This window comes from Ulvibacter sp. MAR_2010_11 (assembly GCF_002813135.1).
GTDB lineage: Bacteria > Bacteroidota > Bacteroidia > Flavobacteriales > Flavobacteriaceae > Altibacter.
The window spans coordinates 1,636,306-1,656,856 of the sequence record NZ_PHTY01000001.1; the positions used below are offsets into that span (position 1 = coordinate 1,636,306).

Consider the following 20,551-nt stretch of genomic DNA (forward strand, 5'->3'; position numbering starts at 1 on the left):
ATTCAGTATTCGGTCATCGGTCATTGGTCATTGGTCACCCGTCTTCCGTTTCTTATTGTAACCATAGGGGCAATGCCGGCAATTGCTCTCGCAGCAATATCCGCGTTTTAAATGGTATTGTTCGGTAAAGCATTTATAGCCTTCGGGAGTGAGGTAATAATCCCCTTCTTCAAGTTCTATTTTTTTCTTCGGAAACAACATAGTACAAAAGTATGAAATTAGGCCTTGAGAAGGGAAAAAGTGCTACGTAAGATTGAAAATTGTAATTTTAGCCGGTGAGCAGTGAGTTGTGAGTTGTGAGTTGTGAGTAGTGAGTAGTGAGTAGTGAGTAGTGAGTAGTGAGTAGTGAGTAGTGAGTAGTGAGTAGTGAGTAGTGAGTAGTGAGCAGTGAGCAGTGAGCAGTGAGCAGTGAGCAGTGAGTAGTGAATAATGAAAAGCATTTCTTATTTCTAAAATCTAAAATCTAAAATCGAATAATCCAACAATCGAATAATCCAACAATCCAACTATGATCGTTTTAGTAAGTCGTTATTTACTTAGAAAAAAGTTCTCGGGAATAGCGCTATGGCCGTTTATAATTCTAAAGGAAAAGCGTTTTAAGGACGATGCAGTTTTTTTAAATCACGAGCGGATTCATCTGCGACAGCAAATTGAATTATTGGTGCTTCCTTTTTTTATATGGTATGGTGTTGAATTTTTGATACGATGGTTGCAATACCACGATAGGTACCAGGCTTATTTAAATATCAGTTTTGAGCGGGAAGCTTATGGAAATGAAATAGACCTCGATTATTTAAAAAAGAGGTCTTTTTGGAAGTTTGTGAGGTCTTTATAATTATTGTTTTTTATGAATTACAACATCTACAGCCTTTGTATTTAAAGGAATCGATGATTTTTCAAGAGTGAGTGAAAATGTATCCAGCGTATTAGAGCTGTCTTCTTCATTGCCGTCTGATTCGATAGAAATTGTTGTGGTTACATTAAATGGAGTAGCGCTTTTAGTAGTGGTGATAGCGAAACTTTTCAAAGGAGTTTCATTCGAATCATTCTTATTAGGAGCGCCCAATGTTGCAATAATATTTGTTGGTACAGTTTGTTTTTCTAATGTTATATAAAAGGTATTGAGTATGACAGCATTCTCAACTTGTGCATATACTGTAACTCCAAATAAGATCATTAAAGCAGGTAGCATTTTTTTCATAATTGAATTTTATTGGTTATAAAATGCCACATATTCGATTTGTAGTCCGGTTATAGCTCTGTTCGATAAATTCGTTATGTGAAAAACTACTTGCCCTGCTTGTGGCTCAACGAATACTCTAAAGTTATTTCCCCATTGTAAGGTTCCGGCATTAGGTGTAGGCACAGGAAGGGGTCCAACAAAATGCCATGTAACCACCGAAGTAGGAGTCATATCGGCATCTACAACAGTAATCGAGCCATGAACGGCAGCAGGAATGTTGAAGGGGGTGACATAAAACTTTCCGATATAATCAAATTCAGTCGTATTAATAAACCCCGGTCCCCAAACAGGGGGTGTTCCGGTGCCTTGAGATAGTAGCATTTGGTCTACACCCCCGGCTGCATTGCCGGGTAACAATGCGCCATCCAATCTTGTATCTCCTCGTAATCTGGTATCCCCGTTTACATCCAACGATTTTGTGGCATCAAGCGCTGGGACCGTACTGGGGGTAATATTTATACCAACCTGAGCATTGGTTACCGAAAAAATAAAAAGCGCCATAACTAAGATGACAGCAGAAAAATAATGTGAGGTTATTTTCTTCATAGCAATTAGGGAGTTTAATTTCCGGAGTAATAGTAGTTAAAAAGAATATGGTGTAACTACTTTTTCGATGAAGGACAAATAAAGGGATATAAGATGTATGAAAACTCTTAATTTGGCAAAGAAAATTAGGATAAAAGACAGTAAATCTGGTTGTTGTGCTATATCAAGTGGGGGAGTTTTATCAATTAGCCTTTAGCCGTTGAGCCATTTACTTGTCGAGGTAGGCAAACATGTTAATGAGTAGATTATCTGAAGGTTACTTCTTGTCTAACACTTCAGGATACAAATAAGTTCCTTTGAGTGAGTCTTCTTTTTCAACCTCCACTTTCACACGGTTTTTTTGAGCATAGGCATCATTACGAACGCCGGTAACCTGCCAACTTATTTTCACATTGGGTTCTTCTGATTTAATAACAAAGGTGTTTCCTGAAATTTCTTCAGCAATCATTACCTTCGAAAAAGAACCAATGGTAGTTAATTGATACCTGAAGTCTATATTCAATGCCGAAAAATAATCGGGCATAATAACTACGGCCTCTCCATTTTCATCTGTTGTGACATTTCCGTTGTAAATGTTCATCATGTCCGGACTTTCAACAAAACTGTGATACAGGTATTTATTGGTTGGGTCTAAGGGATGGTCAATTTTAAACGTACCTCCCGCCTTTGAAATCGTACCGTCCACCGAAAGGTTTCCTCCAATATGGACGTTATTTACCACGTTCAAGTCGCCTTGACTGTCGAGTGTCATTGCTATTGCGCTTGGATTAGCACTAGTTGTTCCATTTCCGGAGTAAAAGTTTAAGACACCATTACCTTGATTATGCCCTAAATCCAGCACATTGGTATAGTTATTATGTCTAAAAAATCCTTTTAAATATGTATTCCCGTCCCATAATTCATACGATGTGTGCGGTCTGTTGGTATAGGAAACAGTATTGTCCAGCCGCATGGTAGTTGCATTGTTGGCCTGATCGTTAGCTATATGTAATTCGGATAAGGGGCTCACATCGCCACTTTTTCCAATTTTTACATTGCCATTTGGAGCAATCATTAACCCGGCGTCTGTTGCGGCTTCTCCTGTACCTATGTAGAAATTTGAAGTTTCCGAATTGATGTCATTTTTTACATTGATGTTCCATTGCTGAGTTTGGGCGGTTAATTGAATATTTTCTGAAATTGCATCAAAGTTGGATGATCCTCCGCCTAGTTCAATGTCACCAAAAACTCTCAACAAGTCTTCTTCACCAGTAATTTCCGGCTGGCCTATTACTACTTGTCTGTTAGAAGCATTAATTCGCATTGCTTCTAAGTTATTAGTTTTAAACACAAGATTGTTGTTGTCTAAGGTTCCGATAAAATTAAATGTGTCATTTGTTTCTGTGTTTCCAGAGGTTTTCCATCCGTTACTTATGGATTGCCAATTGCTGCCGGTCCAATAATAAAAACCTTTTCCTAAGGAGCTGTTTGTATTATAAACAAGTAGACTTTCGATAATCCCTCCGGTAATAGGAGCGAAATCGTTTAAATTAGCAATATTTACTCTGGGAATTAGAAGCCCTTTATTGGAACTATTGATATCCAAGACACTGGATGGATCCGGTGAAACGGTGTTTATTCCAACTTGTGCTGTTGCCACTTTTCCAAGGAACAATAGGAATAGGATGCAGGTAAAATAATAGGAAGGTACTGAGCAGGTATTCTTCATGTTATTATTATTAGCGATTTGGACATCACAATAATACACAAAGTATCGATAAAAGGAAGAAAAAGTGGCTTAAAGGTAAATTAAATTAACACAATCAAGAAAAAGGCTACAAATATTTGTGTAAATAAAGAATGTTTATCACGGTTGATTGCTTCTATTCAACATTAAAAAAAATCTTTCTGTTTAACAATGGGGCATCTAAATGGGGATTTGTGAGGTTAATTAATTGTCTTTTGTATTCTTGCTTATTTTTATTTTGGATTTTTTATGTTCTTTTTTTGTTTTAAGATTGATGCTGTTTTTACTCTCATTCTTTGTTTTCTCTTTTTTTGAGGAAACGGTTAATTTTTTTTCATTCTTATTTGGCTCCAATATTGATTTCTTCACTTCAACTTCAGCATTATTTGTAGAAATAGTGTCGTAAGCTTTCAGTACAGGCACCTTATTTTTAATATTTTGAGATGTTGGATTTGAGTTTTGTGATACTACCGAACTATTTGCTAGTTCTTGTGCATTCAAATTAAAACTCAAGATTGATATTAAAAGAATTATTAATGATTTCATGAAGTTATATTTAATGGATAGCAGATATTGTTAAATGGTGAGAATCCGGATTAGTAATTGGAAAAATAGCAGCATTATAAGTTCCAAGAATACCCGAAACCTGTCCTTGTACGGTTAAAGTGTAGTTGGTGCCTACGGTTAATCCGGTAAGAGTTTTTGTAAAGTTACAGCTCCAAACCGTAATGGTTCCTGTAACGTCATCATAACTCTGCATTTTGGTATTCGTCCCGCCTATGCTAGTTGCTCCGTTCAAAACTCTAAGCTGTACATAAGCCATAGAATTAGTGTAGGCGAATCCCGATGCACTCAACATTATTAACACAGAGGGTTTTCTTGCTGTAAAAGTGAGCGTACCCATACTTGGGACATTGGCCCATGTTGCGCTGGAAATTTGAATGTCGGTAGCAAGCGAGACCGAATCTGATGAAGCTGTATTTTGAGAATTACCGGTTATAACCCATCTGGCGTGATTAGTTTGGTACATTAAAGTGACAGTGGCATATAAGCCATTTAAAATCAAATCCTGACCTCCTGGACACAAGATTCTATTTATCGCTGTCCCCCCCGCGTTATTAACAATTCTCATTGTTTGAGAGGTATTATTCTCAAAAGTTACCAATTGTCCATCTGAGGCTGATCCGGAGTTTGGAACTACACTTCCAATATTAAAAGAAGCTGTAGGGCCGACAATTCTATAAAAGGAGTATGGGGTAGTACCTAAAGAGATATTATTGTTCGTTCCATTTGCCAAAATCAAGTCTGGGCCGGTTCTGAGAGATAAGGCCCCATTTACATCCAATTGACTATTTGGGCTTGTTGTGCCAATTCCAACCTGTGCACAAATGAATAAAGGTAAGATAGTGAAAATCAAGAGAATAAAAGACTCTCTGAAACAGGGTGAGGTTGAACGTTTCATAACTATTGGTTAGGGAGAATATACCTTCAAATATATAATGAAAGAGTCAAAAACATATAAATAATGCAATAAAAAGGTTAAAAAATCGATGATATACAGGAATAAACGATAAAAAATAAAATAATTTGCAATATTTTACTTAAACTTGGTTAAATAAAATAAAAAAGCCTTCAGCAATGCTGAAGGCTTTTTAAAATTTAGTTGGTTAAAAGTCTATTCCTTAATCACCTTTTTGGTAATTGAACCGGCATCTGTAAATATTTTTACAAAATATATAGCAGTTTCAAGTGAGTTAAGATTTATTTGATAATTGTGTTCTTCTCTGTTTACAATTTCAACAACTCTTCTACCTCTTATATCATATACTTCAACATTTTCAATAGGGGCGTAGGGAGAATAGATGTTCACAGTGTTCTTTGAAGGATTAGGATATACCGAAATAGCCATAAGCTTACTTTCATCGGGACCTAATATTATAACCTCTTCTTCTACTTCAAAAAGTAGCGTAAAACGTTGGTTAAAGGTTCCTATCGGACTTTTAAACTCATAATCACCGGCACTTAGGTTGTGTACTATGTTTTCCCGATTGTCTGCCAAATACACTATAGCATTTGATATTTGCTCTCCTTCCAGGTTATCAATAGAAATCACAAAAGATGTTTCGGCATCTACCTGACTTGCAAAGCCCATAGATATTTTAATATCACCATTGAATGCTTCTCTTGTTTGTATACCCAATTGTCTGGAACCATCCTCTAAATGAGAATACAATGCGATTGCAGTAGCCAGTCTGTTACTATCGTAACCCGGGTCAATTCCTGGTGTTGCCAGAGGATTAAAAGCAATCATGGTATTACTTCCGATACCGTATTCAACCTGACTTACAGAAAGCCTGATACGATCTATTTCTTCTTCATTAGCACCTCTAAGCGTTGTATTACCGGATGTTAATCGCATAGAGTTCGTAAATAGAATAGATCCTGCTCCAAAGGCTTTGATTCCAAATCCTTGACCGGTCGATATTACACCATTAGGAACAGTGCTGCTTCCGGGATCATTTGCTGCTTTTACGCCACCCGATAAATTGTACATAGAAATATCTCCCATACTAAAGTTGATGCTATTATGACCGGGAATGGCAGTACTTGGAGGGGTTAAATGTTCCCAGAAATACACCTCGTTGATAAGGGCGTTATTGTCTATAAGGTCATATCCCGATATTGCCGAAGCATATGGGTTGGCCAATACATTAGGTGTTCCATCCGGATTCGTTCCAAGACCATTAAAGATTATGGGTCGTGAAACATCTCCATTGTTTAAAGTTCCTTGTGTATAGGTCATATAGTAAGGATGGTTTGCCGGATCGGTATAGCCGGATTGCGGACGAACAATATATCCTTCTCCAACAGTTATGTTTCCGGAATAGGAGCTCCAGAAATCACCGTTATTATCGGCAAAGTTAGTTCCACCGGCAGGTACACCGGGATGTGGTATAAAATTGGCAGGAGTATGGCTGAGCACTAAAAAAGCACTATTAAAAACTCCATTTCGGGTTTCTGCATCCATAGGACTACCCATTACCATAAAGTCTCTTGTCTTTAAAACAGGTGTCTCTAATTCAACATTGATAGCACCGTTATTAGTAACAGAGGCAAGTGCGTCAGTTTGAACCACACTTCCGGTATGTTCCACAACTAGAGTTCCGTTAACGGTAATGTCTTGGGTTATATTGATATAATCGCCTGCAGCGACGGTAAGCGATATACCTGTATCAACTTCACAAGTACAGGCGTCTATATTGCCATTTCCTGCTGTGGATGTATTGTAATCTGAAAAAATTCGGGCATTGGAACCCATATCGGGTATTCCTGCAGACCAAATTCCGGAACCTAAATAAATGGTTGTTGCGGCAGCTACAGTAACTACCGAAACACAGGAAGATTTGTTACCGTAATCATCTTCCACCGTAAGTGTGACATTAAATGTTTTCCCAACATCAGCACAGGTGAAAGTAGTTTGTCCGTTGGTTATTGTCCTTTTGGTAATCCCTTTGTTGTCGGTTGACCCTCCGTCGAGGTCTGTAGCCGAAATTGTCACCGATCCTGTGGAAGCATCCAGAGTAGCAGTATGAGGTTGGCAAACAGCCACCGGATCTACATTGTCATAATTAGGATCCTTAACAACAAACAACCCTCCATCCCCGGATACACTTTCATTTCCAAAACCGGTTACAATCAGGTTTCCGCTGTTTAAGAAGGGATAGACATTCCATGTACCGTTAAAACTCGCTAGATTATGAGGAACAAAGGTGTCAAAATAATTTACTTCGGTCATACTCGGATTCGGATTTCCGAAGGAGTCTAAATCGTACAGCCCATCTACTTTTAGAATTCTCATTCCAGCAGCATAGTTGGCCTGATAAAACCGATTTCCCCTTACATAACCGTTGTGATCTATTGCGTTTGTTTGGCCCTGGTATGTATAAAACAACACAGGATTATCTAAATCTTGTAAATCGAAAACAAAGGTTCTGGTGGGTCCTCCAATATTTTCTTCGTCAACTTCGTCTCCAACGATAAAAAACCGTTTGTCTTCGGTAAACCAGCCCTGATGGGTGTAATATTTATTAGGATATCCCACCTGACTAATTTGGGTAATATTGCTTTTGTTTGAAACATCAAGAATCTTTACATAATCTGATCCGCTAAAGCTTCCAATTAAAATTTCTTTGCCCTGGTGGTCAGGATCCGGACCGTCGTAAACAATCACTTGAGCGTCATGGCAATAGCCGAATGAAGAGCTAACATTACCAGCAACAGTTGGGCTTGTTTTACTTACATTTAAGTTTAGAATCCTCGGCGCACCGGAGTTTGTTGTGGAGCATCCCAAAAGATAAGCGTATCCTGTTGTTTCATTGATAATTATATTATGACACGAACTTACTCCGCTATACCTGCCGGCTCCGTTTTTATCGAAGGTTACCGTGGGAGTTCCCGTTAAGGTACGTAAAGTTGTTAGGTCGAAAATTTGCACTCCGTGACTTCCGTTACTGTCGCTAACAATATATGCGTAATTTTGATACACTTTAACGTCTCGCCATAGGCTCGTCCCTGTGAAGGTAGGCATTCGTCCCAAATAAACAGGATTGGTAACGCCGTTATCGGTAATTCGCACAAAGGCTGTTCCATTATCTAGTGCTACAATAGCATATTCATCGCCATCTCCATCGGTATCGGTCCATCCCCAGGAATCTTGACCTTCCCCGGCACCCATGGTAGAAGCCGAGATATATTTTACCAAATCAATTCCGCTGCAGGGGTAATCATTGGCAGTTCCGGGATTATTAATTATACCACCACTACACGGTTGGGCTATAATTATAGAGATATTCAATAAAAATAGGCTGATGAAAAGTAATTTTTTAGTAAGCATACGAGGGCTGATTGATTTGGTTAAATAATTAATTGTCTCTTAAGTAGGTAAATTCTACACTACAGGGTCGGTCATGGCCAACATGACCTCTACCTTCTCCCGTATCCCCATTATTTAGAAAATAGCTATGTCCGGTAGTTATGCAAATACTTAAATTAAAATTATACGCAGTACCACCCACCAGATATAAGTAATATACTAGTGAAGCATTGTGTAAATAAGTGTTGTCTTGTAAAGCGGGGCTGTCATTACTATTATGGGTTGAGTACGAATGCGTATATAACCAACCTTCCATATAATCGTACGATGAACTCGCAGGGTTGATATCTACCCCTGTTCCGGACATTGTAAAGAAAAAGGATCCCTCGGAAGTTGCTAATGAAATTGCATCTAAACTGGTAAAATCTATTAATTGTCCGGCCCCGAAATTCGTTCTCACTTCAACCTTGTAAGTGCCTGCGTATTTTGGTGTAAAGGTTTGATTTGTCAAGCCGGCAATATCCTCATCGTCGTTGGGATTAGGATTTGAATTACTTTGCCTAATAGTGGTTCGCTGACATACCGAGGTTTGTTCATATTTTTTGTACTCCTCCATAATAAATTGTGGCGACCAAATGCTGCCATTCCAGGCGTATATTCCAGGATAGACATTGTTCGCAGCATTGGTGGTAAGACTAGTGTTGTATACCATGGTCCCTGCCACGATATTGCCGCCATTGGGATTTGTAACCGGAGCTTGTACATTATTTGCCGTCAAAGCTACTCGCGGGTAAATTATTCCCTGTGTTGTACTCCCTAAATCCAAAGCACCTCTGGGTGTTACAGTGCCAATTCCTACCTGCGCATAATGTATTTGTATTGAGAATAGCATCAATACGACTATGTATGTTAAATTAGTATGTGTAATTTTTTTCATGGTTAGGGATTTAAAAAATAAAAATGCTTATTCTCCTATATAGTTAATTTCGACCGCACATTTAACACTGCCGTTAATTGTAATATAACCCCGTCCGTCTCCTGCGGGAGATATACTTATATCGCCATTTCCTTCAAATCCTTGAGCATCTGCCTGATTAAAGGTTAGCGTAAAAGGATAATTGGTGCCGGCAACCAGTGTTTCTTCAATATCGTAGTTGGTCTGGTTCATAGAATTGGTATAGCGCTTCAATGATCCACCATCAAATAAATTATCGTCATTGCTTCCGGAGTAAGAATTCACGGCAAAAGATGTTTCTATTCCATTAAATGTAAAGTCAAATACTCCACCCTCCTTAGCAAAATTCGTGAACTGTGGACTCGATGGCAAGTCGGTATTTCCTCCACCGTAATGAACCGTTATTGAAACACGATAAAGACCCGAATAAATTGGGGTAAATGTACTTGTAGTAAAACTTATGCTTTGATCACCAAACACCCCATTTGTAAAATCATCTGATCCTGTACGTAAATTTGCGTTTTGTAAAAATAGCTTATTATCCTTTTTTTCTCTTTGGGCTACCCACATAGTGCCATTCCAAAAATAGATTCCGGGATAGACACTATTTGTTCCGTTAACCGTTGTATTTGTGTTAAAAACAGTGGTACCGGCAACTATACTTCCGCCATTGGGATTGACAATAGTCTGTGTAGTTAAATCCGGAAGAGAAACTACCGGAAAAACAATTCCTCTATCAGTAGTGTTCACATCTAAGGCGCCGTTAGGGGTTGTTGTGTTAATTCCTACCTGTCCTATCATAAATGATACAGAGAACAGAAAAACTGACACAATTAAATAGTTATATATAAGTACTTTTTTCATTGCTAGCGGTTTTAATTAGTCTCCAACGTAGATGATTTCAACGGTACATGGTATGTCGTATGAAATGTAACCTCTCCCAGTACCACTGTCACCATTGCTTATAAATTCCGGTGCCGGATCTTGATCAAATGACAAAGTGAAAGATCTGCTCTGATTCGCATTTAAATACACATAGAAAATGGTAGAAAATTCCTCCCATATTGCAAAATAATTAGTTGCACTAACGGCAGGTTCGTAAGCAGTAGAATAGGAATGAGCGGGTATGTCGTAATTGGTTCCGCCGAAATTTAAACGGAATGTTCCCGATTGTCTTGCGATGTTAAGGTAGCCTTGAGATTGGCCGGTTCCCGATTTTTTGGGAACTTTTGCGCCACCGCCACCAAAATTCACATTGACCAGAACTTTATAATAACCGGTATATTGTGCGGTGAAATTTTGATTTACAAGTCCGGACACGTTAGCAAAGGAGCCGGATGAAACTGTTCTCATTCCAAGGTTAGATTCATATAAGGCAGCTTGTTTCCTAGTGAACTCGATAGCCCACTTCGCACCATCCCATACATACATTCCAGGACTTACATCATTGGTGCCGGTAGATGTAGTATTTGTATTGTACACGGCAGTTCCAATGGGAATACTCCCTGTTTGGGGGTTGATAACCGGAGCTTGAATAATTGTGGAAGTAAGACTCACGCGCGGCAATACAAAACCTGTCGTGCTACTATTAATGTCTAATATTCCATTGGGGGTCGTAGTATTAATACCCACTTGGGAGAAAACAATTCCCGAATAGAATATAAGAAAACCACAAATAAAAATACTTAGTTTGGGGGCATAAGTAGATTTCATTTCGATAATTTTACTAATTTGGTTACTACAAGTATACATAAGAATACCGATAAAGGTTGTTTTTATTCGACAAAATACATTAAATATTAACATTTAGACGAAAATACGCACAAAAAAGAAGTGTTTTTGTGCGTTAAATTCATCTTTTTTGTTCTAAAAGGTTAATCTTTAGCTGCTTAATAGAGTCATATATTTTTCTTAATCATCAATATAGGGATTCGACTTTAGGATTACTTTGGCGGTCATTGTTTCCGACTGAAGCGCACCAGGTGCATCCGGGAATCGTAAACTACTGTATTGTGACTCTCCGGTTGAGGAGGGTCCAACATCATCTTTCCTGTTTGCCACTATATGCCATGAAAATGTCACACTCGCGGTACCGCTTTGAAGTTCTCTTACCTCAAACCCTGTAGCAGACTTGTTTGTCACATAAACACCATTACTGTCTCCTTCTAATTGAATAAACACTTTTAAGGGATGGGAAGCATCAACAATTATGTTGTTTGAGAAAATAGGATCGATAGCTATGTTGGCCATTCCATTAACAAGTTCTCCAGTCCCGTAATCTTCAAATAAGACTTCGGGAGCTTCGGCAGCAAACATTACTTTTTTTGAATTGTCTATACCGTCTACGATAGTTGAAACAGTTCCGTTTCCAATAATCTTATAGTTGGTATTCCCATAGCGGGCTCCGGCATAGGCATAGGACCCATTACTTACACCACCACTATAAAAGAATCCCCCGTAGTACATATTATTACCCCCAACCATACTATTATTTGTATACCCGGCCAACATGGCTCTTGTGTCTCGTGAATCGGCATCAATGGGAGAGCCCGAATAATTGGTTTGAAAGCGAGCTGCTTCTCTTTCACCAGTGGATTTTTCAGTCATAACATAAAGACCAAGATCGATGGCATTTGCGTTTACTGCTACATCCATCACGGTACTCGAGGAAATAGAAGTAGTACTTCCGGCTACAGCTCTTATCCCCATATTGGAATTACTGGTTGCATTTTGATCTGCCACGGCCAAAACGCCATTAGCACCATTAAATCCACCTCCCCAACCTATAATTCCACCAATTAGATATATACTTCCCGTATAGTCTGTAGTTCCAAAAATACCATGGTTGTTAGTAGATGTCCCATAAACTCCCAATCCTGTACCAGTGTCACTTCCATATAAGGAAACTCCGTCACTCGATGTCTGCGCAATTACTCCATAGGGTTGAGCAGCATTGTTTACACGCAAGGCGGTATCTGTAAATGGGTTATTTCCAATACCAACGGTACCGTTGACGTCTATTTGCATCCGTTGGAGGTTATTTGTTTTAAAATTTAAGGATATTGCATCTGTTGTACCTAAAAAGTTTGCGAACAGAGATGTTCCCGCATTTCCTTCCAGGGACCAGTCTTTTCCACCTGTTCCACCCATGGCCACCCATCTGGAGCCATCCCAATAGTAAAAGCCGGGCAACACTTCTGTGCTGCCACTACTGGAATTTACGGTGTTATAGACCAGAAGTCCAGTGGCTGGAGCCGTAATGGGCGTAGCCGAATTGGTTGCTGTAAGGGCTACCCTGTTAATAAGGAAGCCTTTGTCTGTATCGGCAATCTCAAGTTGTGCACTGTTATTTGGAGTACCGGTACCTATTCCAATATTATCATTTGCACCGTCAATAAATAAGGTATTAGGATTATTATTGGTTTCAATTCGTGTATTCATATCCACCCCGGTCTCATTGATCACCACGGTGTTGTTTGCAGTTTCCTGAAGGCTTATAAACTCTAATCCTCCTGCGGCTAAGTTTAGCTGATCATCTGCCCCTCTATAAATCCCGGTATCGGAATCGATATCCCAGGCTAATAAAGGATTAGTTACAGTTCCCGGTGAAAATGCGCGGAAAAGACCTGCACTTGTTATTTCTAACCTATTCGCGTTATTTGTTCTGAAACGCAAGTCGGTGTTGTCTATAGTTCCAATAAAATCGGTTGCAGGATTTGTCCCGGTATTTCCTCCTTGTTTCCAGTCTTTACTAATAATTGGTACCCAAACTGTATTATTCCAATAATGGAAGCCGGCACCGGTAGTAGCGTTTGTGTTGTAAACCAGTAACCCTTCGGTTGCTCCTCCAGTAATTGGAGCAATCGTATTTAGGCTGGCAATGTTCACTCTTGGAACCAATACCCCTTTATTTGATGTACTGATGTCCAGAATAGATCCAGGTTGTGGCGTAGTTGTTCCTATACCGACCTGGGCGTTCGAAAAATTTATACAAAGAAAGAAACTTATAATAAATGTATAAATTGTTGGGAGTAGAGTTTTTTTCATAATTGGGGAATAAGAAATACCCTACAATATTATAATATAAAATCGACAAAAGACATAGAAAATCGTTGAAATACATAAAAGTTTAACAATTTTGTAAATTTTCTGTTAAAATTAACATTTGAATATTAGAAATTTAACTGTTGTTTGATTGAAGATTTAATAGCCTGATTACTTGATTGTTAGTTATTTTTCATTTCAAACTTGATAATGGGAGTTCTTTTTACGGTATTTTTAATTTTTCTGAAAAAAAGGCCTAATAAATAAACACATGTCACCAAAAACGAATTTTTTCACAAAAAAAATAGAATCTGATTCTCAATTAGTTAGGTTGGAAGGTTCATTTTTTAAAGATATCACTATATCGTTATTGAGAGAAGATGGTATTCATCCAACTATTTCAGGAAATAAATTCAGAAAATTAAAATACAATGTTCTCCAAGCTGTTGCTCATAACCACACAACCCTACTTACTTTTGGGGGTGCATATTCCAATCACATTGCAGCAGTAGCTTGTGCCGGATGGGAAACCGGATTAAAAACCATAGGTATTATTAGAGGGGATGAACTTTCAGAAAAAATACATTTAAATCCTACACTTTCATACGCACAGGATTGCGGGATGCAATTACATTTTGTGAGTAGAGCAGCGTACTCTAGAAAATTAGACGATCAATTTATCGACGGCCTAACTCAACAATTTGGTGAATTTTACCTTATTCCCGAAGGTGGAACCAATGCCCTCGCAGTAAAAGGTTGTACAGAAATTCTTAAGGAATCCCAGTTGGGTTATGACTATATATGTGCTTCGGTAGGCACCGGAGGCACTCTGGCCGGTTTGGTGCAAGCATCGTTACCCCATCAGCAGGTACTTGGTTTTTCGGCATTGAAAGGGACTTTTCAAATTTCAGAAGTAGAAAAGTACACGACCAAAACTAATTTTGAGATTACCGATACTTATTGTTTCGGGGGTTATGCTAAAATAGATTCGAAATTAATTCGTTTTATAAATGAATTCAAAAAAGAGACGAAAATTCAGCTAGATCCAATTTATACAGGGAAGATGCTTTTTGGCATTATAGACTTGATAAAAAAGAATTATTTCAAAGAAAATAGCCGTATTTTAGCCGTTCATACGGGGGGCTTACAAGGCATTTCCGGAATGAATGAAAAATTGAAACAAAAAAACTTACCACAAATTATAGTGTGATATGCTATACCGAATTATTACTTTACTCTTTATCGCCACTGTTTTACTAAGCGGTTGCAAGTCTAAAAAAAGAGTTACAACAACTAAAAAGAGACCAAAAACCGAAAAAGTAGTTATAGTGACAACCCCCATCGAGACAGTTGAGTCTAACAAAGGAGAGGAAAAAGCAGTCACAGTGGTGGAAGAACCAAAAAAGAATGCAACCTACGCCGAAATCGTTTCCATCTACATCGATAATTACAGCGAAATTGCAAAGGATGAAATGTTGCAATACGGTATTCCCGCAAGTATAACCTTAGCCCAGGGCATCCTGGAGAGCGGGGCCGGACGTGGTGAACTTACCCGTAAGGCAAACAATCATTTTGGAATTAAATGTCATAAGGAATGGACCGGCGAAAGTGTCACCCACGACGATGACGAACTTCAGGAATGTTTCAGAAAATATAAAGATGCCAAATATTCATTCAGAGATCACTCTCTGTTTTTAACCCAAAGAAGTCGCTATCAAGATCTCTTCAAACTTAAAAAAGACGATTATAAAGGATGGGCAAAAGGGCTTCGCAAGGCCGGATATGCTACCGATCCTAAATATCCCGAAAAATTGATAGGCATTATCGAACGATACAATCTCGATGCTTTCGACAAGCAGGTTTTAGGAAGCAAAGCCAGTCCTATGCGTCCGGATAATTCAAAAATTGTCACCCATACTGTCTCGCGAGGAGATACTTTATACAGTATAGCACGACGCTTTAACATCACGGTCGATACTTTAAAAGAGTATAATGGTTTGGAATCGGACGCCATTTCTATCGGGCAAGTCTTATATTTGCATCCTGTAAAAAACCAGTAACTATTTTATGATTTATAAAAGAAGTAGCGCTTTATTTACTGAAGCGCAACGTGTAATTCCCGGTGGTGTAAACTCCCCGGTACGAGCCTTTAATGCTGTTGGCGGCACCCCCATTTTTATCGAAAAAGCCAAAGGCGCCTATTTGTACGATGTTGACGGAAATAAACTCATCGATTATATCGCCTCCTGGGGCCCAATGATTTTGGGACATGCAAACGATTTGGTTGTGAATGCTGTAATTGAAAAGGCACAAAAAGGAACTTCTTTCGGGATGCCTACCGAAATTGAAACAACTATCGCTTCGCTGGCTATTTCCATGGTTCCTACTATTGACAAAATACGTTTTGTGAATAGTGGTACCGAAGCATGTATGAGTGCAGTGCGTTTGGCCAGAGGTTTTACAGGAAGAGAAAAAATAATAAAATTTGCAGGTTGTTATCACGGACACAGCGATTCCTTTCTAATTCAGGCAGGAAGTGGAGCGGTTACGTTTGGTACTCCAAACAGTCCCGGAGTAACCCAAGGTACTGCAAAAGATACATTGTTAGCTCGCTATAACGATTTGGAAAATGTAGCTGAAATTATTTCTGAAAACAAAAACGAAATAGCCTGTATTATCATTGAACCTGTCGCGGGAAATATGGGTTGTATTCCTCCGGCTGAAGGATTTTTACAAGGCCTTCGCAATCTTTGCGATGCCAATGGAATTCTGCTTGTCTTCGATGAGGTGATGACCGGATTTCGTTTGGCAAAAGGCGGAGCACAGGAATTGTACAATTGTAAAGCCGATATAGTTACCTTCGGAAAAGTAATTGGTGGCGGATTGCCTGTGGGGGCTTTTGCAGCACGGGAAGAGATTATGAATTACCTGGCACCGATAGGACCTGTCTATCAGGCGGGAACCTTGAGTGGTAATCCGTTGGCAATGGCTGCCGGTCTTGCCATGCTAACACAATTAAACGATCATCCCGAAATATTTAGCTCCCTAAACGAGAAAACCGACTATTTACACCAAGGACTGGACAAAGTTCTGACCCAAGCAAAAGTCACTTATACTATTAACCGTGTTGGATCAATGATTTCCGTGCATTTTTCGGAAACTCCTGTGACTAATTTTGAAACTGCGGTACTGGCAAATAACGAAACTTTTAAGCAATTCTTTCATGGAATGTTAGCCGAAGGAGTGTATTTACCTCCAAGCGCATTCGAAAGCTGGTTTTTAAACGACGCGATTAGCTATCCAGATTTAGATAAAACAATTGAGGCGGCTGGAAAAGTTGCAAACGCTCTATAACAAAAAAGCCTTCTCGATTAGAGAAGGCTTTTTTTCTAGTACCTAGTTTAATTATCCTTTAACGAAAGCCACTTTTTATATTGGGCATCCGTTAGTGTTTTCTTCAAGCTTTCTTTTAACGCTTCGTCAAACTTTTGCTTGTTCGCTATAACGGTAGCATCTTTAGGGTCCTTCCCGTTTATGTGCTTCTTGTAATTTGCTTCTTTTGCAGTATACGCTCTAAATAAAGCCCGTTGCTGGTCTCCATTAAGATCTAGTACAGGAGTAAGTTGATCGGCCTTGGCTTTTGCAACAACTTCTGGTCTATCTGCATCTTGCGATAAAGTTTGTGCGTTTACAGAATTTACTCCAAGTAAAAATACAAAGGCAAATACAGTCAATTTTATTAGATTTTTCATTGTTCTAAAAATTAGATTTAAGGTTACTAAAGTAACAATTTTACAATGAACTAACCAAGAACTAAGCCAAAAAACGTTTTTTATTACTTATTTTTTGGAGACCCTTCTTTATTTCTGTGCCTGTCTTTTCGTCCGCGTTTATTTTGAACGCTTTTTTCCCACTTTTCGAATTGAACTTCCGTTAAAATCGACTTCATTTTCTTTTTCATTTCGATACGATCATCCAGCATTTTCGATTTTAAAGCTACCTTTTCGTCTGTTGTGAGTTCTTTTCGGTCTTTTTTTGATGCCATCATTTCTTTTCGCTTTGTAGCCCGCGCCAATTCCACTTTTTCAATTTCCTTTTGCTGGGCTTCGGTGAGATCCAGTTGCAATGTAAGCTGCTTGGTACGCAAGGTAGCTGCCTGTTGAGGTGTTAGCTCCTGTCTTTTGGTGTGCATCTCTTTTTTATCTCCTTCTGGATGCTGTGCAAATGCACTATATCCAAAAAAGAGAAGGGCAATCATTAACAAATTTTTCATAATTTCTTTTTTTAAATTCAACATTCTTTGGACATCGCAATAGTGGTAAAGTTTAATTCCTTCCGAAGAAAATAAAAAAAAAGCTGCACAGAGGCAGCTTTTCAGATCGTATAAAATTATGGAAACTAGTCTATAGCTTCCAAATATTCCAATAACATGGCTACAGCCTCATCATGCACTATGGTGCGACCCAGTTGTGGCATCCTATAAGTAGGTAACACACTCTGAGTTCGCGCCTCAATTTCCCCTCTGTTTGCATAAATGCCCGATTCGCTATAAGGTGTTTCTAATCTAAAATCTAAATTGAAATTAGTAACTGCTCCTCCGGGTTGATGGCAATGTGCGCAATTAATATCTATATAAGCCCTTCCGCGTTGAAAAATATCAAAATCGGTGCTATTGGTCCAATCCGGTAACACGCTAACACTGCTCGAATTTTCAAGTCCCATTAGAAAACCAATTTCAGTAAAGTAATCTAATTGGTTTTGGGAGGTATAACTGGGAACGAAATTCATACTTCTTAACTTCATTCCAATAGGAAATGTATTTCCTGAATTGTTATGACAGGTAAAACAATCTTGTTTTGACGGAATCATATAATCGATATTCTGAGTTGTCCCTGTGTTATCAATATAACTTATAGGAATAGTACTCCCGGTTTCCTGAAGGGTAGCCTCGGTTTGTGCAGCATCCCAAATATAATTTCCTACCTGCCAGTTTCCTGAAACCTTTAAAAGAATTCGGGTTTCAATAATTTGTTTGCCTTGGCCCGGATCCTGATCGTTATTATTGTAATAGAATGTCTTTGCAATCAGGGTATTGTTAGGGAACGAAGGTAATAAGTCACTATTGTTAAATTCCATTGCACAGTCGGGGAGGCGTATAAGTCGCTGTTTTGCGGCGTAATCTGTAAACAATGCACTATTTAATTCGTATAGCTGAACATCGGTTGCAGGATCTAAATTTTTTAAATCCCCACGAAAAACGCCCATTTCCGAAAGTAACGTCTTGAACGTTAATGGAGTTTCGGCAGTAGTAGTGGTTTGGACGGTATTGCTGGGGTTCGATTCGTTTTCGGCAGCATCCAATGCAATCACATAATATGCAAATGCCTTTTCTGCGCATAATGCCGAGACTGTCGTGTTAGTGCCACTTATGTTATCCAAAATCATGATTCCATCCTGAAATAAACGATATCCGGTAACCCCTGTATTGTCTGTCGACGCTTCCCAGGAAAGGGTAACGGCATCGCTGGTTACGGTGCTTACAACCAGATTTAATGGGGAAGACGGACTTTCAGTATCAATAGTATTTCCTCCATCATCGCTTTTACAAGCATTCAGAATTACTAACATGAGAAGTACTATAAGTAGATTGAATTTCTTCATTGCGGATTAAATTTTGGTCTAAAGTAAAAAAAATAGAAGAAACCTTTTCATCCTATTCGTTAAAATATAAATCCTCTGTGTAAGAGTGTGTTCCCTCACTCAAAATGCCTGCTTACTAAACGTCACTTTTTATACGGAATTGTTTGAAGTAGTTTCGGAAGGAATTAAAAATTTCTTATTATGAAAACAAAATTGCTACTAGTTGCATTCCCAATTGTAATTGCGGGTGCGTTCTTTTCGGTATTCCGAAGCATACCTAACATGTATCCTGAAACCAAGCGTGTGCTCGAACCCATAGACGGCTGCGTGTTTATGACAGTTATGGGTGAACAATCTTCCGAAGATTTTAATGTATTTAAGAACAATGAAAATTATACGATGTCTGTTCGCGACGGACTTTCATGGTTGTCGAAAGCCCAGCTGCCCAACGGAGGGTATGGTGCCGGAAGTCACAGTGCACAAAATATACGAGATCCTCATGCCGTGCAAGCAGACCCTGCAACTACTGCAATGGTGGGGATGGCTTTTCTACGAAGCGGAACGACTTTAAAACAAGGGGCCTATTCAAAAAACCTCAAGAATGTAATTGACTACTTGTTAGAGACAGTAGAAAATTCTCCTAAAAATGACCCTTACATCACCGATGTGCGCAATACACAAATTCAATCTAAGTTAGGACAAAACATAGATGCGGTGTTGACTGCACAGTTTCTCTCCAATTTACTGGATCGCAATTTAAGCGGGGTCGATAAAAAACGTGTTGCCCGTTGTTTGGACATTTGTGTGTCTAAGATACAGGAGGGAACCGATGCCAGTGGAAGACAAAACGGCGCCGGATGGGCAGGGGTACTGCAAAGCGGATTGGCAAACAGCGCACTCGAAGCAGCCCAGTCTGTAGGAGCCGATGTAGATAAAAGTGTTTTGGATCGTTCCAGAAATTATCAAAAAGACAATTACGACGAAAAAACCGGGGGTGTTAAAACCGAAGACGGAGCGGGCGTAATGCTCTATGCCGTTAGTGGTAGTGTACGTGCCAGTGCAAAAGAAGCCCGAAAGGCGGAGGAAGCTGTCAATAAGGCAAAAAAAGATGGAAAATTAAAGGGAGATGCTCCCGTTACAGTCGAAAATTTAAAAAAGGCAGGATATTCCGAACAAGAAGCTATTGAATACAATGCTTCTTATAATGTGTATAATGCTGCCAAAGAAACGGCACAACGCGAAGACGTACTCAATGGTTTTGGCAACAATGGGGGAGAAGAATTTTTAAGTTTTCTGCAAACCGGCGAGTCGTTGGTGGTGAACAAAGACAAGGACTGGAAAAAATGGTACGACGATATGAGCGGCCGTATTTTAAAAATTCAGAATAGCGATGGAAGCTGGAACGGACATCATTGCATCACCAGTCCGGTATTTTGTACAGCGACAAGTTTACTGTTGCTTACTGTTGAAAACGACATAGAATACCTGAGTAAGGTAGGAGAATAGATTTTAAAATTTTAGGTT

The 20,551-nt window shown here is 39.1% G+C and carries 19 protein-coding genes; 5 read left to right on the forward strand and 14 right to left on the reverse strand.

The genetic code is table 11. From position 1 onward, the window contains the following. Positions 1-27: 27 nt before the first annotated feature. The gene (locus ATE92_RS14075) at positions 28-201 is read right to left on the reverse strand and encodes a DUF5522 domain-containing protein (RefSeq protein WP_198515605.1); all 174 of its coding nucleotides are present in this window, start codon (positions 199-201) and stop codon (positions 28-30) included. Between the two features lie 307 nt (positions 202-508). Between ATE92_RS14075 and ATE92_RS07540 the strand changes: the two genes are divergently transcribed. Further along, positions 509-835: a hypothetical protein gene (locus tag ATE92_RS07540; protein WP_100803117.1), complete on the forward strand. Its 327-nt coding sequence runs from the start codon at positions 509-511 to the stop codon at positions 833-835. Here ATE92_RS07540 and ATE92_RS07545 read toward each other — a convergent pair whose 3' ends face one another. The 10 genes from ATE92_RS07545 to ATE92_RS07590 all read right to left on the reverse strand — a co-directional run bounded on the left by ATE92_RS07545 (position 836) and on the right by ATE92_RS07590 (position 13,390). After that, positions 836-1,201 carry a hypothetical protein gene (locus ATE92_RS07545; RefSeq protein ID WP_100803118.1) on the reverse strand — a complete coding sequence of 122 codons (366 nt, stop codon included), beginning with the start codon at positions 1,199-1,201 and terminating at the stop codon, positions 836-838. It abuts the gene before it with no gap. Between the two features lie 9 nt (positions 1,202-1,210). Beyond that, positions 1,211-1,789 carry a hypothetical protein gene (locus ATE92_RS07550; RefSeq protein ID WP_157809582.1) on the reverse strand — a complete coding sequence of 193 codons (579 nt, stop codon included), beginning with the start codon at positions 1,787-1,789 and terminating at the stop codon, positions 1,211-1,213. 256 nt (positions 1,790-2,045) lie between these two features. Beyond that, on the reverse strand, positions 2,046-3,497 hold the full coding sequence (locus tag ATE92_RS07555; protein WP_157809583.1) for a hypothetical protein: 1,452 nt from the start codon (positions 3,495-3,497) through the stop codon (positions 2,046-2,048). 222 nt (positions 3,498-3,719) lie between these two features. Further along, positions 3,720-4,061 (reverse strand): hypothetical protein, encoded by a 342-nt coding sequence (locus tag ATE92_RS07560; RefSeq protein ID WP_100803121.1) that lies wholly within the window; start codon positions 4,059-4,061, stop codon positions 3,720-3,722. Between the two features lie 10 nt (positions 4,062-4,071). Beyond that, a complete protein-coding gene (locus ATE92_RS07565; RefSeq protein ID WP_100803122.1) occupies positions 4,072-4,977 on the reverse strand; it encodes a hypothetical protein in 906 nt (301 codons plus the stop codon). A 213-nt stretch (positions 4,978-5,190) separates the two neighbouring features. Continuing rightward, positions 5,191-8,409, reverse strand: coding sequence for a choice-of-anchor B family protein (locus ATE92_RS07570; protein WP_100803123.1), 3,219 nt, complete (start codon positions 8,407-8,409; stop codon positions 5,191-5,193). A gap of 28 nt (positions 8,410-8,437) precedes the next feature. Beyond that, on the reverse strand, positions 8,438-9,325 hold the full coding sequence (locus tag ATE92_RS07575; protein ID WP_100803124.1) for a hypothetical protein: 888 nt from the start codon (positions 9,323-9,325) through the stop codon (positions 8,438-8,440). Positions 9,326-9,352: 27 nt separating this feature from the next. Further along, the gene (locus tag ATE92_RS07580) at positions 9,353-10,207 is read right to left on the reverse strand and encodes a hypothetical protein (protein WP_157809584.1); all 855 of its coding nucleotides are present in this window, start codon (positions 10,205-10,207) and stop codon (positions 9,353-9,355) included. Between the two features lie 15 nt (positions 10,208-10,222). After that, the gene (locus ATE92_RS07585; protein WP_157809585.1) at positions 10,223-11,056 is read right to left on the reverse strand and encodes a hypothetical protein; all 834 of its coding nucleotides are present in this window, start codon (positions 11,054-11,056) and stop codon (positions 10,223-10,225) included. Positions 11,057-11,254: 198 nt separating this feature from the next. Next, positions 11,255-13,390: a hypothetical protein gene (locus tag ATE92_RS07590; RefSeq protein ID WP_100803127.1), complete on the reverse strand. Its 2,136-nt coding sequence runs from the start codon at positions 13,388-13,390 to the stop codon at positions 11,255-11,257. A gap of 268 nt (positions 13,391-13,658) precedes the next feature. Between ATE92_RS07590 and ATE92_RS07595 the strand changes: the two genes are divergently transcribed. From ATE92_RS07595 to hemL, 3 genes are read left to right on the forward strand one after another with little or no spacing between them, the layout of a single operon-like run. Then, positions 13,659-14,597, forward strand: a complete 939-nt coding sequence (locus tag ATE92_RS07595; protein ID WP_100803128.1) for a 1-aminocyclopropane-1-carboxylate deaminase/D-cysteine desulfhydrase — start codon at positions 13,659-13,661, stop codon at positions 14,595-14,597. Position 14,598: 1 nt separating this feature from the next. After that, on the forward strand, positions 14,599-15,447 hold the full coding sequence (locus ATE92_RS07600; RefSeq protein WP_100803129.1) for a glucosaminidase domain-containing protein: 849 nt from the start codon (positions 14,599-14,601) through the stop codon (positions 15,445-15,447). Between the two features lie 7 nt (positions 15,448-15,454). Continuing rightward, on the forward strand, positions 15,455-16,741 hold the full coding sequence (gene hemL / locus ATE92_RS07605; RefSeq protein ID WP_100803130.1) for a glutamate-1-semialdehyde 2,1-aminomutase: 1,287 nt from the start codon (positions 15,455-15,457) through the stop codon (positions 16,739-16,741). Between the two features lie 47 nt (positions 16,742-16,788). Here the strand turns inward: hemL and ATE92_RS07610 are convergent, their stop codons facing one another. The 3 genes from ATE92_RS07610 to ATE92_RS07620 all read right to left on the reverse strand — a co-directional run bounded on the left by ATE92_RS07610 (position 16,789) and on the right by ATE92_RS07620 (position 19,048). Then, positions 16,789-17,139, reverse strand: coding sequence for a hypothetical protein (locus ATE92_RS07610; protein ID WP_100803131.1), 351 nt, complete (start codon positions 17,137-17,139; stop codon positions 16,789-16,791). An 83-nt stretch (positions 17,140-17,222) separates the two neighbouring features. Beyond that, positions 17,223-17,660 (reverse strand): hypothetical protein, encoded by a 438-nt coding sequence (locus ATE92_RS07615; protein ID WP_157809586.1) that lies wholly within the window; start codon positions 17,658-17,660, stop codon positions 17,223-17,225. A 125-nt stretch (positions 17,661-17,785) separates the two neighbouring features. Then, the gene (locus ATE92_RS07620) at positions 17,786-19,048 is read right to left on the reverse strand and encodes a hypothetical protein (protein ID WP_100803133.1); all 1,263 of its coding nucleotides are present in this window, start codon (positions 19,046-19,048) and stop codon (positions 17,786-17,788) included. 180 nt (positions 19,049-19,228) lie between these two features. Between ATE92_RS07620 and ATE92_RS07625 the strand changes: the two genes are divergently transcribed. Further along, entirely contained in the window at positions 19,229-20,533 is a 1,305-nt protein-coding gene (locus tag ATE92_RS07625) for a hypothetical protein (protein ID WP_100803134.1), read from the forward strand. Positions 20,534-20,551 lie beyond the last annotated feature (18 nt).